The organism is Spiroplasma endosymbiont of Polydrusus pterygomalis (assembly GCF_964030825.1).
Lineage (GTDB): Bacteria > Bacillota_I > Bacilli_A > Mycoplasmatales > VBWQ01 > Spiroplasma_E.
The window spans coordinates 43455-58874 of sequence record NZ_OZ034964.1 but is presented as its reverse complement, the minus strand read 5'-3'; the positions used below and the strand labels follow the sequence as shown (position 1 = coordinate 58874).

General features: G+C 21.9%; 19 protein-coding genes. 8 read left to right on the top strand and 11 right to left on the bottom strand.

All coding sequences use genetic code 4. The features are described 5' to 3' along the window. Positions 1 to 13 precede the first annotated feature (13 nt). Both ACQH25_RS00275 and ACQH25_RS00270 read right to left on the bottom strand, forming a co-directional pair. Positions 14 to 1258: a replication-associated recombination protein A gene (locus tag ACQH25_RS00275; RefSeq protein ID WP_425381308.1), complete on the bottom strand. Its 1245-nt coding sequence runs from the start codon at positions 1256 to 1258 to the stop codon at positions 14 to 16. 48 nt (positions 1259 to 1306) lie between these two features. Continuing rightward, a complete protein-coding gene (locus ACQH25_RS00270; protein ID WP_425381307.1) occupies positions 1307 to 1861 on the bottom strand; it encodes a hypothetical protein in 555 nt (184 codons plus the stop codon). 109 nt (positions 1862 to 1970) lie between these two features. Here ACQH25_RS00270 and ACQH25_RS00265 point away from each other — a divergent pair, with 109 nt between their 5' ends. After that, entirely contained in the window at positions 1971 to 2210 is a 240-nt protein-coding gene (locus ACQH25_RS00265; RefSeq protein ID WP_425381306.1) for a hypothetical protein, read from the top strand. 312 nt (positions 2211 to 2522) lie between these two features. Here the strand turns inward: ACQH25_RS00265 and ACQH25_RS00260 are convergent, their stop codons facing one another. The 9 genes from ACQH25_RS00260 to ACQH25_RS00220 form a co-directional block, all read right to left on the bottom strand. Continuing rightward, on the bottom strand, positions 2523 to 3074 hold the full coding sequence (locus ACQH25_RS00260; protein ID WP_425381305.1) for a hypothetical protein: 552 nt from the start codon (positions 3072 to 3074) through the stop codon (positions 2523 to 2525). 701 nt (positions 3075 to 3775) lie between these two features. Further along, positions 3776 to 4516 (bottom strand): 23S rRNA (guanosine(2251)-2'-O)-methyltransferase RlmB, encoded by a 741-nt coding sequence (rlmB, locus tag ACQH25_RS00255; RefSeq protein ID WP_425381304.1) that lies wholly within the window; start codon positions 4514 to 4516, stop codon positions 3776 to 3778. A gap of 12 nt (positions 4517 to 4528) precedes the next feature. Further along, positions 4529 to 5860, bottom strand: a complete 1332-nt coding sequence (cysS, locus tag ACQH25_RS00250) for a cysteine--tRNA ligase (RefSeq protein WP_425381303.1) — start codon at positions 5858 to 5860, stop codon at positions 4529 to 4531. A gap of 20 nt (positions 5861 to 5880) precedes the next feature. Next, positions 5881 to 6582: a folate family ECF transporter S component gene (locus ACQH25_RS00245; protein ID WP_425381302.1), complete on the bottom strand. Its 702-nt coding sequence runs from the start codon at positions 6580 to 6582 to the stop codon at positions 5881 to 5883. Next, positions 6554 to 7708, bottom strand: coding sequence for a bifunctional folylpolyglutamate synthase/dihydrofolate synthase (locus ACQH25_RS00240; protein ID WP_425381301.1), 1155 nt, complete (start codon positions 7706 to 7708; stop codon positions 6554 to 6556). Before ACQH25_RS00240 ends, ACQH25_RS00245 begins: the two co-directional genes overlap by 29 nt. 18 nt (positions 7709 to 7726) lie before the next feature. Continuing rightward, positions 7727 to 8674 (bottom strand): hypothetical protein, encoded by a 948-nt coding sequence (locus ACQH25_RS00235; RefSeq protein WP_425381300.1) that lies wholly within the window; start codon positions 8672 to 8674, stop codon positions 7727 to 7729. 110 nt (positions 8675 to 8784) lie between these two features. Then, positions 8785 to 9456 carry a uracil-DNA glycosylase gene (locus tag ACQH25_RS00230; RefSeq protein WP_425381299.1) on the bottom strand — a complete coding sequence of 224 codons (672 nt, stop codon included), beginning with the start codon at positions 9454 to 9456 and terminating at the stop codon, positions 8785 to 8787. 12 nt (positions 9457 to 9468) lie between these two features. Beyond that, positions 9469 to 9942 (bottom strand): 23S rRNA (pseudouridine(1915)-N(3))-methyltransferase RlmH, encoded by a 474-nt coding sequence (locus ACQH25_RS00225; RefSeq protein WP_425381298.1) that lies wholly within the window; start codon positions 9940 to 9942, stop codon positions 9469 to 9471. Beyond that, positions 9942 to 10745 (bottom strand): hypothetical protein, encoded by an 804-nt coding sequence (locus ACQH25_RS00220; protein ID WP_425381297.1) that lies wholly within the window; start codon positions 10743 to 10745, stop codon positions 9942 to 9944. The genes ACQH25_RS00225 and ACQH25_RS00220 overlap by 1 nt, the downstream gene beginning before the upstream one ends. Before the next feature lie 529 nt (positions 10746 to 11274). Between ACQH25_RS00220 and ACQH25_RS00215 the strand changes: the two genes are divergently transcribed. The 7 genes from ACQH25_RS00215 (at position 11275) to ACQH25_RS00185 (ending at position 15419) form a co-directional block, all read left to right on the top strand. Next, the gene (locus tag ACQH25_RS00215; RefSeq protein WP_425380751.1) at positions 11275 to 11862 is read left to right on the top strand and encodes a hypothetical protein; all 588 of its coding nucleotides are present in this window, start codon (positions 11275 to 11277) and stop codon (positions 11860 to 11862) included. Next, positions 11862 to 12035, top strand: coding sequence for a hypothetical protein (locus ACQH25_RS00210; RefSeq protein WP_425380752.1), 174 nt, complete (start codon positions 11862 to 11864; stop codon positions 12033 to 12035). Before ACQH25_RS00215 ends, ACQH25_RS00210 begins: the two co-directional genes overlap by 1 nt. Beyond that, positions 12019 to 12654: a PD-(D/E)XK nuclease family protein gene (locus tag ACQH25_RS00205; protein ID WP_425380753.1), complete on the top strand. Its 636-nt coding sequence runs from the start codon at positions 12019 to 12021 to the stop codon at positions 12652 to 12654. Before ACQH25_RS00210 ends, ACQH25_RS00205 begins: the two co-directional genes overlap by 17 nt. A 108-nt stretch (positions 12655 to 12762) precedes the next feature. After that, positions 12763 to 13632, top strand: a complete 870-nt coding sequence (locus ACQH25_RS00200) for a recombinase RecT (RefSeq protein ID WP_425380754.1) — start codon at positions 12763 to 12765, stop codon at positions 13630 to 13632. 387 nt (positions 13633 to 14019) lie between these two features. Then, the gene (locus ACQH25_RS00195; RefSeq protein ID WP_425380755.1) at positions 14020 to 14517 is read left to right on the top strand and encodes a hypothetical protein; all 498 of its coding nucleotides are present in this window, start codon (positions 14020 to 14022) and stop codon (positions 14515 to 14517) included. Continuing rightward, positions 14507 to 14785 (top strand): hypothetical protein, encoded by a 279-nt coding sequence (locus tag ACQH25_RS00190; RefSeq protein ID WP_425380756.1) that lies wholly within the window; start codon positions 14507 to 14509, stop codon positions 14783 to 14785. The genes ACQH25_RS00195 and ACQH25_RS00190 overlap by 11 nt, the downstream gene beginning before the upstream one ends. Positions 14786 to 14945: 160 nt before the next feature. After that, positions 14946 to 15419, top strand: coding sequence for a hypothetical protein (locus ACQH25_RS00185; RefSeq protein WP_425381296.1), 474 nt, complete (start codon positions 14946 to 14948; stop codon positions 15417 to 15419). Position 15420: the final 1 nt, after the last annotated feature.

The following is a 15420-nucleotide window of genomic DNA, read 5'->3' as shown; positions in this document are numbered from 1 at the left end:
GCACCTCATAATTTTATTTTTTAGTAAATTTACTATAAATTTCATTTAGTTTTTTTTCATAAATATTATGGAGTTTTGGTTGATAATATTTAATATTTTTTAATTTTGTTGGTAAATATTGTTGTTGTACATAATCATTATCATAATCATGGGGAAATTTATATAATTTTCCTTTAGCTACTTGCTTATTTAATGTTTTAGATCAATTATTTTTTAAATAATCAGGGATTGGATATATTTTACCTTGTAAAACATCACTATATGCTTTTTGCACTGCTAAATTAGCACTATTTGATTTTTCGCTAAGTGCCATCTCAATAACTACTAAACCAAGTGGAATTAAACCTTCAGGCATACCAACTTGACGAAAAGTATCAACAGCAGTTTTCACTCTAATTCCTAAAGCAGGATTAGCAAGTCCAATATCTTCATAAACAATAACTAAGATTCTTCTTAATAAAGCTTCATGGTCACCACTTGCTAATAACCTTGCTAAATAATATAAAGCAGCATTAGCATCACTACCTCTAATTGATTTTTGTAATGCTGATTTTAAATCATGATGTTCGTTTCCTGCTTTAGCATTTCAACTATTTGCTTGTGGCATAATTGCATTAATGATATCAACATTTATTACTTCATTAGGATATAATTTCATTAATATTTCTAAAATATTAATTGCTACACGAAAATCACCAGTTGCTAAACTGCATATTAATTGTAAAATTTCATCAGTAAGTTTGAAATTAAATAATGAATTATTAGTAATTATTTTTTTTAAACCAACAAACATTTCCTCATTACTAATTGGTTTTAATTCTAATACTAAACATCTACTGCGTAATGCTGGATTAACTACAAAGTAGGGATTTTCAGTAGTACAAGCAATTAATATAAAATTACCATATTCTAAATATTGTAATAATATATCTTGACGATCACGATTCATACGTTGTATTTCTTCAATAATAATTATATAAGGTTTATTATTTTCTGCTATTTTAATTAACTTTTCTAAATCTTCTTTTTTATCAATTGCAGCATTAAAGATACCAAATTGATACTGTAAATCATTAGCTAACGCTTGAGCAATAGTAGTTTTGCCAACTCCTGGATTACCATAAAATATTAATGATGTTAAAAATTTTTGACTTAATATTCGATTAATAATTCCATTATTGTTATTCAATAAATGACTTTGACCAATTATATTAGTAATAGTAGTCGGTCTTAATAAAATTGCTAATGGTGTATCCATCCTTATCACCTATGTTTTTCTTAGTTATAACTTCAAAAATAATTTAATTTAACGTCATGAAGTTATTTTAACAAGAGAACTAAAATTAATAAAGGTTAAACTATTATTTTTAATATTAATATCGATCATTTTAATTATTTTATATTCTTGATTATCATTATATTTAATAATGATACCAATATTTTTTAAATGTTGATATTCACCATTTTGTTCAGAATCACTTACTAATACAATATTATTTATTTTTTTTATGACATTAGGCTCAATTGCTTGTTGATAATTAATTTGATAATTATCACCATCAAGTTTTAAATCAATATTGATTGCTAAACTAACATTATCAACTAAAGAAAAATCATTTAAATCTTTAATCGCTGTCTTAAATAATAATGAAGTAAGTGAATTAGAACCATTTTTAAAAGTAATTGAATATGTAACACCTGTTGGTAGCACATTTGGATATAAAGTAATAGGATTTAAACTATTAACATTAAAATTAATATTTTTAAAAATTTTTTCGTTAGCATTTTGATTATGACATCGAATATATATTTGTAATTCAATAGTGTCTTGCAATTGATTTTTGCCAATAATTGTTACCACTATTATTTTTGCTTGTTGATAATTTCCAGCACTAGCATTGTCACTAATAACATAATCTTGTTCAGTAAAAACTTGATGTCATGTTTCTTGACCAAATTTATTTATTTTTTTGCTAATACATGAAGTAATCTGATTATCAATATCTGCTTTACTAACATTAGTATCATTAACGACAGTTATTACTTGATTAGTTATATTTTCATCATTTGTTAATACTGATTTAATAGCAACTAATGATTTTATTGTTCAACTAGCTTCAACATTAAAGGGAATATTTAGTTGACCAGTAATAACTTCACTATCATTATTAGCATTAATAACAACTGTTATCTTTTTTGATAATCTATAATTATCAATATTTTTTACTAAATTAAAACTAAGATCAAAATCATTTTTTGTTACCTTATTTAATAAGCACTTTTTCTTATTAACTTTTTCTAAAAATTTTTCTTCAATAATTCGATTAACATGTAATGCTATTCATTTTGATTAATACTAATTTTATACATTATTTCCTCCACATAAATACTTAATAAAAAACTTTATAATCATCAAAATCACTATAAAGTAAAAACACCCAAATATAAATACTATAACAACAAAAATTATAAATTAAAATATAAACTTTATTATTAGTTCAATTTTATCATAGTATTTTTTACTAAGTATAGTTTTTATAACTATTTTTTAACTTTAATTTTACTCGTGTTCAAGCATTATCAACTTGTTTATAAGTTATATTTAATTTTTTCATAATTTCACGAATTTGATATCCTTGCTGTTTTAATTTTAAAACTTTATTTTCAGTAATTGTAAGATTAGCAATATTAATAATATCTTCTAAAAAAAATCAAGTAGTTTCATGAACATTTCTGCTATATAAATAATCATTATATTTTAATGCACAATTAATAATTTTATGATTATTATTTAAAAATTTTTTAACATAAGCAAATATTCCTCATTTTATTTCACAATACAAAAAATTTTGAAATGATTTATTTTTTCTTTCTTGAAATTTAAAAATAGTTTCTAAAAAAAGAAAATAAAAAGTTGATTTTAGATCATTTACTTCCAAAGGAATAGCAAAAAATTTTTTAATAACTTTTCGTAAAAAAAATTGATTTTTTAATTCATATTTTTTATATAAGAAATTAAAAGCAATTTCATTATTTTCAATACAATACAAATATACTAATTCATTATCATTCATAAATTAAAACCTCCTAAATATTTTTAATAATAACCTAATTATCAATTAATAATTAAATACTTATTTAAAAATATAATATATTAGTATTTTATTTTAATATATTAATATATAATTGTTTATAAACTTAACATAAGTTTTTAACTGATTGCTTGATTTTAAAGTAAATGGGTTTTTATTTTGAAGAGAAATGCAAAATAGTTGGATATTTTAAAAATTTTATTTAAACATAAAAAATATTAATGTAAACATTTTAATTTTCTTTTATATTGAAAATGCAACATTACAAAATTTAAAAAATTTAATCGAGAAAAAATGAAGAATTAACAAAATTAAGTAAAAATAATAATTGTAAATTAATATCTTTTTTAGAAATTACAAAATTAAAAGCAAAAATTGATTTTTTAAAATCAAATTTATAACAAAAAATAAGATAGAAGAATTAGAAAAAATAAGTAAATTTAAAAATTTAATAATTAAAATTTTTACTTTTGGAAAACAAAATAAAAATACATTTATTAATAAAAAAATAAAAGAAATAAATGCTAATAAATATAACTGCAAAAAGCTAAATAATCGTTTAATTACCCAACAAAAAATATAGACAATTAATTAAAAAATGAACATAATTATTCATACCCAACTTTACCAGACAAAAAACAAAAGATTATAACAAAAATGTAAATACAAAATTATATATAAAACTATGATATTTTTAATGTTTCAAGATAAATATAGTTAGCAATAATGCCACAAGCAACACTAGCATTAAATGATTCTATTTTTGGACTTATTGGTATTTGTACAATATAATCAGTATGTTTTAATAACTTCGGGCTTATCCCTTCACCTTCATTACCAATAATTAATGCTAAATTACTACTACAATCAACAGTGAAGTAATCTACTGCTTTCGGTGTTTTAGCTGCTGCTAAAATTCAAAATTTATATTTTTCTTGTAAATTATTAATTGTTAAAGTTAAGTTATTAACTTGACAAATTGGAATAATACTTAAAGCACCAGCTGCAGCTTTTGCAACTACACCATTTATTTCTGATTGATTACGACTTAAAACAATGACACCATCAAAATTATTACCAACTGCGATTCTTAACATTGAACCAAAATTATGTGGATCAGAAATACGATCTAAAATTAAAAATCTTAAAAACTTAGACATTGAATTACTAGTAACTAACTCATCAAAAGAAAAATATTGATATTCTTTAACGTTAGCAACAATATTTTGATGTTTAGTAGTTCCTAATAAATTATTCATTGCTTGCAAAGTAATAATTTCGTAACTTATATTTAATTTTTTTAATTCTTTTTTTATTTCTTGATACTTATCTTCAACTAATAATACTTTTTTTATTTTTACTAATGATGATGATGACATGGCAGCAATAACAGAATGATAACCATAAATATATTGTAATGGCATAATTTTACTCCTTTAAATAATATTCAAGTCTTTTAATTCTTGACGTATCTTATCAGCTTCTTCATAGTTTTTTTGCTGTTTTAATTGTTCTCACATTTTAATTTTACTTTTAACTTCTTTAGAATAATCACCAAATTTAAAGTCAAATCCTAATATGTTTAACGTGAAAGTAAAAGTATAAAAAATCTCTTGAAACTCTTTGCTAAAAGTTTTCTTAATAATTGCTTCATTAAGTTTTTTAATCATATTTTCAAGTAACGTAATAGTATTAGTTGTATCAATATTATTTGATAAGTTTTTAATAACTTGATGATAATAATTGACATGATGATGATATTCAACAATAATATTATTAATGAATATTTGATATGTGCATTGTTTTAAAACATTTTCATACTTTTTTACTGATGCTATTCCATTTTCAATTGTTTCTTTATTAAAATTAATTGGCTGTTGATGATCACGATTTAATATTAAGTAGCGCAATACATTTGAATGATATTGCTGACAAAATTCCTTAACTAAAATAAAATTATTTAAAGATTTTGACATTTTTGTATTGGCAATATTAACATGACCATTATGTCATCAAATATTTGCCATTTCTTTATTATTAATTGCCATAAACTGAGCACGTTCATTTTCATGATGAGGAAACTTTAAATCAATACCACCACCATGTAAATCAATGGTTTGACCATTAAATATTTTTTCAATAAAACAAGCACATTCAGTATGTCAACCAGGACGTCCTTTCCCTCAAGGACTGTTTCAATTAATACCTACTGTTGTTGATTTTCACAAAGCAAAATCCAAAGCATTTTCTTTATTAGCCAGACTACTAACTCTAAAATTAAGTATTAAATCTTCAATATTTTTATGTGCTAACGCACCATAATCTTTTAATTTACTAACTTTAAAATAAACATCACCATTAGTAATATATGCATAATTTTTACTAATTAAACTATTAATAAATTCAATAATTTTTGGAATATAATCACTTACCTTTGGTAATTTTGTTGGCAAAATAATATTTAATTTTTCTAAATCTTTTACATAAGCTATTGTATATTTTGTAGCAACTTCTTGTTCTGCTATTTTTAATTCAGCAGCTTTTTTAATAATTTTATCATCAATATCAGTAATATTATGAACATAATTTATTTTATATTTTTGATGAATTAACAAACGATGTAAAACATCAAAAACAAGGATACCACGAACATTGCCAACATGAATATAATTATAAACAGTCGGACCACATAAATACATATTAATTTTTTCTTTATTTGGGGCAAGTGGTTGTATTGTTTGTAAAAAACTATCATAAATTTTAATCATCTAATTACCCCTTAATAATTTTAATTATTATATATTTTATTATACTGTAAAGATTGTGGATCTGTAGCAAAATAATTTCTTTTAAATTGATTTTCTAAATTTAAAGTTTTTCTTAATGATAAGTAGCAACTAATAATTAAAAAAACATTAACTATTAAATCAATAGGAAATTTTATAATTCTTGGTAAATACATTGATCATAAAGGTAATGGTAAATTATATAATATTTTTAAAATAAAAGGATCACTACCACTAATAATTAAAGAAGTAATAGCATAAGCGATTGCTAAATATCAATAAATTGTTTTTTTACTATAATAAATTTTACTAAAATTCAATACTAAATAGTAAGGTAAAATAGTTCATAAAATGCTAGTAAGAGTAAAAAATAAACATGGTGTTCCCTCGCTAATAAATAATAATCCTAAAAAATCACTAGCAAAGCCACTAATAAAACCTAATAATCCACCACAAAAAAAACTTGTTAAAACTAAAATAAAACTACCAAGTTTAATTTCAAAAATTTTATAAGGTAAAATTGTTTTCAAAATAAAACCACCTGTTGTATTTAAAGAAAATGCTAATGCTACTAAAATTCCACTTAAACAGATAAATTTAACTTGTTTTATCTTTTTTTTACTATCTTTATCAAAAATCATAATTAATAAAAAAATAATTAAAATTGTTATTCCACTAATTGCATTTACTAGTAATATGTTCATTATTTAATAACCACCTTTTAACATTAATAATATTATTTCTCCTTAAATAATTATAAACATCTGCTAAAAAATAACAAGAACCCGTAATTAAAATTATTTTACTTGCAGTATCTGCAATCATTTTTTGGTAATCAAAAATCTCACCACTAATACTATTATTATTGCTATTAGTACAAATAATAATATTATTTGAAACTTTTTTTAAACAATTAATCAAATCTTTTGGATATTTATTTTTCAAACAAGAAAATATGATTTGTTGGGGAATAATTTTATTAATTTTTAATGTTTTAACTAATGCTTTAATACCATCAATATTATGAGCTGCATCAAAATAAATAATTTTATCATTAATTTGATATTTTTCAAATCGTAATTTAACATTAGTTTCATTAATAATTTTTAATGCATCTTTAGTATTAATTTCTGGAAATGCTTTAGTAATTACTGTTAGCACTAATTTTTTATTTTCTTGATAATAAGGTTTATTGATTAATTTTGGTGAATATATGACATAATAATCATTGATATTAATTTGTTGTTTTAACTTATGACTTAAATTACCCGTAATAAAAAGATTTTTCGTTGTTGCTTTTACTATTCCTAATTTTTGTTGTAATATTTCAGATGTAGTTTTACCAAGTCGATCTTGATGATCTCTACCAATTGAAGTAATAATAGCATATGTTGCATCAATAACATTTGTTGGATCAATTTTTCCACCAATTCCAACTTCAATTATTGCTCATTGCACATTTTGTTCTTGAAAATAAATTAATGCAATTAAAGTTAAAATTGCAAAAAATCCTAAACGATAATATTCAATATCATCAACAATTAAATTTTTAATACGTATTAAATCCTGATCACTAATCATTTTATCATTAACAATAATTCTTTCATTAATAACTGCAATATGAGGGGAAGTAAATAAACCAATTTTTTGTTTTAAAGTTTGTAATAATACAGCATGAATTAAGCGTGATACTGAACCCTTACCATTTGTTCCTGCTACATGAATATACTTAATATTATTGTTTAAATATTTTGGACTAATAACCTTTATTTTTTTTAAACAATCTTGATTTGAATATTTATATATTTCTTTTACAAAATCTTCATTCATATTGTTGAAACCTTTTATTTAATAATTAGTATTATCAATGTTAATCAATGGATTAACAGTTCTTCAAGTAATATAGATAATAATTGAATTAATTATAATTTTAATTGGTGCTTGTACAATTCTCATAATTGCTGTGACACCATAATCCTTTGAATTAGGATTAAATAAAGTCATGTCAGCATAAGACGCTATAAGCACTGTTATTACATATTCAGCTACTACTGCCAATAAGATAATTGGTAAAATTTCTTTAACTCTATAAATTTCTTTTTTTAATAAATAATATAATAAAACAGAATAAATACTTACTAATCCAAGAATTCCACCACCACCCATAATACTAGCAAGAGCATATTTATTAACGTTAATTCCTGACATTAAATATGATGATTGTTTACCTGAAATAACAATATACATGCCACCACCAGCAAATAAAATTATAAAAAAATTAATTAAACCAAAAATAACTCATGGATGGTCTTTTAATCGTACTTTAAGTATCCCCGCAACACCTGCTAAAAAACCAGTAAAAACAATGCAAAACATATAGTAAATACTAATATATGAGGGAACAAACAACATTACTAAAATATCTGTTACCGTAGCACAAATAATACCAATAATTGGACCAAACATATAACCGGTTATTTTAATCATTAAACCTTCAAACGCAATTCTAATTGGTGGCAATACAGTAATTGGAATGGTAATAGAAACAATAATAGTTGCTACTACCGACACTGAAGATAACATAGTTATATATGCAATATTTTTAGTAGTGAAACGAACACCTTTATACTTATCTTTACGAAATCACTTTCAAAAACTATTCATTAAAATATATACTAACATTATTGCACTTAAAGAAATAATTAAGTAAATAGCTGTCATCCTACTAAATAAATTCAAAGTATTTATATCATATGTTTCAGAAAGCATGTGATTAAATATTAAATTACTAGGCATTTATCTAACCACCATTCCCGAAATATTCTTCAAAACTAGATTAATTTTAACAAATATATCATAACATTGTTTGCTTAAATACATATATTAAAATTAGTATTTTTTTATTTTTATCATTTAATGGGAGTTTTATTTTTTGATATTAATCAATCATTAGTCTTACTAAATGGTTTTGAATTAAAAAAGCCATTATATGCACTTAAAGGTGAGGGATGCGCACTTTCAATAATAAGATGTTTTTCAGCAGTAATTAATTCTTTCTTATTGCGTGCGTTTTTACCTCATAAAATAAAAACAAGATTAGTACAATTTAAATTTAAAAATGATAAAACATGATCAGTAAATGACGCTCATTGATATTGTAAATGACTATTAGGTTGGCTTTGTCTAACAGTTAAAGTTGTATTTAAAAGTAAAACACCTTGACGAGCCCAACTTACCAAATTACCATCATTACCTTTATCAATATTTAAATCATTTTTTAATTCTTGAAAAATATTTTTTAAACTTGGGGGTAAAGGAGTATTTTTTTTAACACTAAACGCTAAACCATGAGCTTGATGTGGCTGATGATAAGGATCTTGACCTAATATTACTACTCTAACCTTTGATAAAGAAGTTACTTTAAAAGCTTCAAATATCTCTTCTCATTGTGGATAACAAAGATAAGTTTGATATTCTTTTTTAATATCTTCTAATAATTTAGGAAAATATGATTTTTGATATTCTTGCTGAAAAAAATTCATTCATGAAGAATCAACAAGTAAAGTTTTATTATCCATTTTTTTCACCTACTATTTATGATAACTTTGATTATTAAGTATTTGTAAGGAACGATATATTTGTTCTAATAGAACAACATAACATAATTGATGAGGTAATGTTATGTTACCAAATGAAATTTTAATTAAATTAGTATTATCTTTTAATGTTTGTGTTATTCCATTACTACCACCAATAATAAAACCAATTTTACCTTGCTGATAAGTTTGGTTTTTACTAATAATTTGTGATAATTGTTTACTGCTTATTAAAGTACCTGATAAATCTAATAAAAATCATTGATAATCATCTTTTTTTAAGATATACTCATTAATTTTAATGCTTTCAATTTTAATATTAGTAGAAATTAAATTAAATTTAGATTCCATAATAATTTTTGTTTCAATATTAGTTCGTTTTTTAATTCGTGCTAAATAATCTTTAGCCGCTAATTTTCAGTATGTTTGTGACAACTGGCCAACACAAATAATCTTAATACTTATCATTATGTTTCTGAAAAAATCATGTTAGCTATTCGTTCATGAATTACATTTTCTGGATGACGAAAATCAACTTCACCCAAAGCTTTATTAACAGTAGTTTCGTCAATAACAACTATTTCTTTTTTATTTTTATCAACATGTAATTTAAAATTTACATTAAGTTGAATATTAAAATCAATTTTAAACGTTTTACTTGAATCTTTCACTATGAAAAATAAATGAATTCAGCCCTTCTTAGTAATGGTTTTATTTTTATCAGTAATAAAATCATTAATTTTCGGAACTACAATACTAGTTTCATCAGTTGCTTTAGGTTTTTGTGCTTTTTCTGATGAGTCATAAAAAATATATCAATAACCAAAATATTGCTGTTTAGATATATCATTATCAGTCAAACCAAAAACCAAAGGTGCTCCTTTCGCATCTTTATAAGAAAATGGTTTATCTACCACTTTCTCAGTATTATAATTAATGCTTTTATAATTACCTGATTTATATGAATTACTATTATAAAAATCCTGAGCAGCAGAATTTGTATTTTCTAATGCATTACGATCAATTCTAATTTTATCTGCTGCTAATTGCATAGATGCATTAAGTGGTTTATATAAAATATTAGTATCATATTTATAATAATCATTATAAACATAATCATATAAAGGATCGGTATTAGAAGTTTGTTTTGTTGGTTTATTTTCAAAATTAATTTCAATTTTCTCACCATCTCCAACACCACAAGCTACAATAGTACTGCCAGATGAATAAAGCAAACTAATTGTTAAAAATACAATAATTAATCTGCGCATTTGTTTGTTATTCTCCTTAAACTAAATAAAAATTAAATATTCAATAGAAATTGTAACTTATTTTTTTAGAAAAAGCAAAAGTAATTTTATTAGAGCGTATAAAGTTGATGGATAGAAATAAAATAACACTGAACAATAGAAATATTGTTCTTTTTTATTATTAACACGCTTTAAATATCTACTACACGCAGTGACCAAGTAGGAGAAAGTTAATAATTAAGAAATATATATTTGTTAAAGATTAAAACTTAATAAACTGTCGTAAGAAAAATAAAACACTGTTGGATTTAGTCCTATTCTTATATCAGGATAAAAGGCTTCTAATGTTAAGCAAGTTAGAAAGTAACAGTATATCGCTTAATGTAATTGTTGTTAATAATTGAATAGCCATATTGGCTCAGTAAATAACCCTATTAACATGTTGATTGTTACATTATTATTAATTAAGAAAAAGGGGGTTTTTATATATACACACTCTACTAAATATATCATAACATTATTTTTTGTAAATGAAAGGAATTAATTAAAAATGAATCAATTAATTAATATTGAAAATTATAATATTAAAGAATATAAAACAGAAATTGAATCTTTTTATAAAAATTTAAAACAATTAATAGTAGAAGTAATTAATCTTAATGATAAAATTCCTTATTTAGAAAGTTATATAAAACAATCTAATAAAGATATTATTAATGAAATTGATTTAAAAGATAATAAAAAAATATTAGATACTATTAGTTTAGAATTTAAAAATATTGAAAATTATAATGTAATTATTAAAAAACAATTAAATAATTGAAAATCAGTATTTGCTGGACAAAATGGTTTAGATACTTTAATTAAAAATAAAAAAGAAGAATTATTATTACCAGTTAAACAAAAACAAATTGCTTATGATAATCAAATTAAAGAAACTAAAACATTAAAAGAACAAAGTAAAACTAAAACTATATTAGGTCTTAGACAATATACTACTTATAAAATATTAAGTATTGATGCAGATATTCTTGATAAAGAATATTGAATAATTAATGAATCAGCAATATTAATTGCTTTAAAAAGTGGTATTGAAGTTAAAGGTGTAACTTTTGAAGTAATAAAGGAGTATAAATAATGAAAGCAAAAAGATATAGAACTCCTAAAAATAATAATAAAATATTAAAACATAGATTTAATGTATATCTTAATGAAAATGAGTTTCAAAAAGTAAAAGAATTTTGTCAAAGTAAAAATATAAAAATATCTGCTTTAGTTAGAAAATTAATTAATAATGTCATTGATTTTTAATAAAAAAACACATCAGTATTTTTTAAAAGATAAAGAATTATTTTCAGTTTCTAAAATACTTGATAATTATCTTGGATCTAGTTATGACAAAATTCCTAAAGAAATTTTAGAACCAGCAATTATTAAAGGTAATATTGTACATAAAGTAGCAGAATTATATTTTAAAAATATTAATAATGATAATTTAGTAAAAAAAATAAAAGATAAATTAGTTAATAATAAATTTAATGAAAATATATTAAGTTATTGTTTGACATTATTAAATTTTTTAGAAAAAAAATTTACTGGAAATTTAGAGACAATTAGTGAACAAATGTTTAATGCAGATGTTGTTGCTGGTACACCAGATTTAATTTTTAAAAATAAATTAGATTTATATACTATTATTGATTTTAAAACTTATAAAGTTATGAGTAAAGTATTAAAAATTAAAGCAGAATTACAATTAACAGCATATTATTGACTTTTAAAAAATAATGGTTTTGATTTATCAAATATTAATTTTATTTGTTGGGTAAAAGAAAAACAAATTGAATTAATAAAAGTAGAAATAACAAAAGAAAAATTACATGAGTGAGAAATGGCACTTGCTTTATGAAAGGAAAAGTGACATGAATAAAAATAAAGAATTAAATGAAATTTGAAAAGTACTTTGTAAAAACCAAGAACAAATAAATTATATCTTAAAAGAAATTATAAGAATTAATAAAGCAAAAGGAGAATAAATATGAATCAATTAGTTATTAAAAATATTCAAAATGGAAATGTAGAAAAATTTATTAAAAATAAAGGTATTACTAATAATAATGAAATACAAAAATTTAAGTCAAATGTTTTAGCAATTGCTAATCAATTTGGATTAGAAAAAGCAAATCCAGAAACAATAGTAGCAAGTTGTTATCAATCAGTATTACTTAATTTACCATTAGAAAAAAACTTTGGATATTGTTATGTTGTTCCATATTGAGATAGTAATACTAAAGTAAATAATGCTCAATTTCAAATGGGATATAAAGGTTATATTCAATTAGCATTACGTAGTCAGCAGTATAAAAGAATTAATGTTATTGATGTAAGACAAAATGAAATTAAAAAAATAGATTATTTAAAAGATGAAATAAAATTTAAATTTATCTCAAATCCATTAGAAAGATTAAATGCAAAAATAGTAGGTTATTGTGCTTATTTTAAATTAAAAAATGGTTTTGAAAAAACTTTATATTGAACTAATGAACAAGTAGAAGAACATTTTTTAAAATATTCAAAAACTTATGCTAAATCTAAAAAGTTTGCTGTTGCTAGTTTTGAAGATATGTCTAAAAAGACTGTACTAACTCAATTATTAAGAAGATGGGGAATAATGACTACTGAATTACAAACTGCTTATGAATCAGATCAAGCAGTACTTATTAATGATGAAAAAATATATATTGATAATCCAAATAATGATAAAAATAATGAGTTTGTCCCAGAAAGTGATAAAAAATCAACAATAAAATCAAAAGATGAAACAGTTACAACTAATTTTGAACCTCCTACTAATAATTTTAATTTTGAAGAACAACAAGATATTATTGATAGTTTATATTTAGATTAAAAAATAATATAAGGAAAAAATAATATGTTCTGGTGAGAAAAATTAATTTTAGTAATACCATTATTAATAATATGTACCACAATTCTAATAGGAACAGTAATTATATTATTGGGTATGAAAAAAGATAAAAATAATATAAAAGAAATAGTAAAGGAGAATAAATAATGTGTAAAGAAAGTGAGTTAAGATATACTTTACTTCATCAAAAATTAATGCTGACTAAAAATTTAACACCTAATGAATGAAAAGAATATAGAAATTTAAAAAATAAGGAGAAATAATAATGGGTTATTGAACATGATATCAATGTACATATTGTGGAGAAAAATTAATAGGTGATGAAGAAAATATAAAGCATTCTAAAAATCATAAAAAGGAAAATAAATAATGACTAATTATTTACTTTCAATTGATCCCAGCATTAAAAATACTGGAATAACTTTATGAGAAAATAAAAAACCAATATGGGTAAGTAGTTTTAGTTTTAAAAAATTTAATAATGATGAATGAAAAGAATTTAAACATGCAATATATAGAGACCATTTTTGAGAAACAAATTTAATTATAGAACGCGGGACTTTTAATCCAAAATTTGGTAAAGGTAAAGAAACATTAGATCATCTTAGGGGTTTTATTGCCGGGCAATTTAACAAATTATTAACTAAGGATATGTTAATAAGTCCTAGTTCATGACAAAATTGATATATTAAAGAATTTCTTGTCTTTTTTGAAAATGATAAAAAATGAACAAAAAAACATTCATTAGAAATTGTACAAATAATTATTACTGAAAATAATTGAAATATAAAAGTTAATAATCATGATGAAGCAGATAGTTTATTAATTGGCTGATATTTTTATAGGAAAATAAATAATGAAAACTAAATTTGTTAAAATTAAATGTATGGCTAAAAATTGTGATATTAAAATTGAAATTAAATTAAAACGTACTTGATATTTAGAAAATAATAAAAGAGTCTATACTTATATTAGAGATAATTTATTATCTTTTTGTAATTTTCATACAGAAGAATTTAAAAATGCTTTGGCAGAAATGAAAATTAAAATTCATAAAGATATTATTAATAAACAATTAAAAGAAGAAATTAATAATCAAGTAAATAAAGAATTAAATAAATATAAGGAAAATTAACAATGATAGTAATAATTAAAAATCTATATTTAATATAGATTTTTTCTTTACTTTTAAAGGAAAAAATTCAATAGTTATTTATAAAAATTATAAATAATGTTATAATATATATGAAAAAAGCATGACTATTTGCTTAATAATAGATTTAAAGGAGTTTAAAATGAAAAATTTTAACTATAATAAAAAAGATAATTATACTCAAGAAGAATTTGAGACTTTATTAGAACAACACCGAAATTTTGTTTTTAAAGAAGTAAAGAAAGAATTTGAACCACAAATAAAAGAGTATGAACAAAAAGTTAATGAATTTGAAGAAAAATCATTATTTAATGGTTTAAATGAAAAACAAGTAACACTTGCTAAATCATTATTGCCAAATTATAAAGATTTATCAAAATCAGAGGCATTAAATAAAATTAAAAATGAATATGTAGAGATTTTTAAAAATTCTGATAATTCTAATAATCAAGAAGATAAATCACAATATTTTAATTTTGCTGATTTATTAAAATTAGATGGTGCTTATAAAACTAAACAAGAAAAAAGTTTAAGTGAAAAGGCTAAAACTACTGGTATTACTAATCCAGAAGAATTAAAGGAATTTGCAAAACAATTATTCTCTACTATAAAATAAG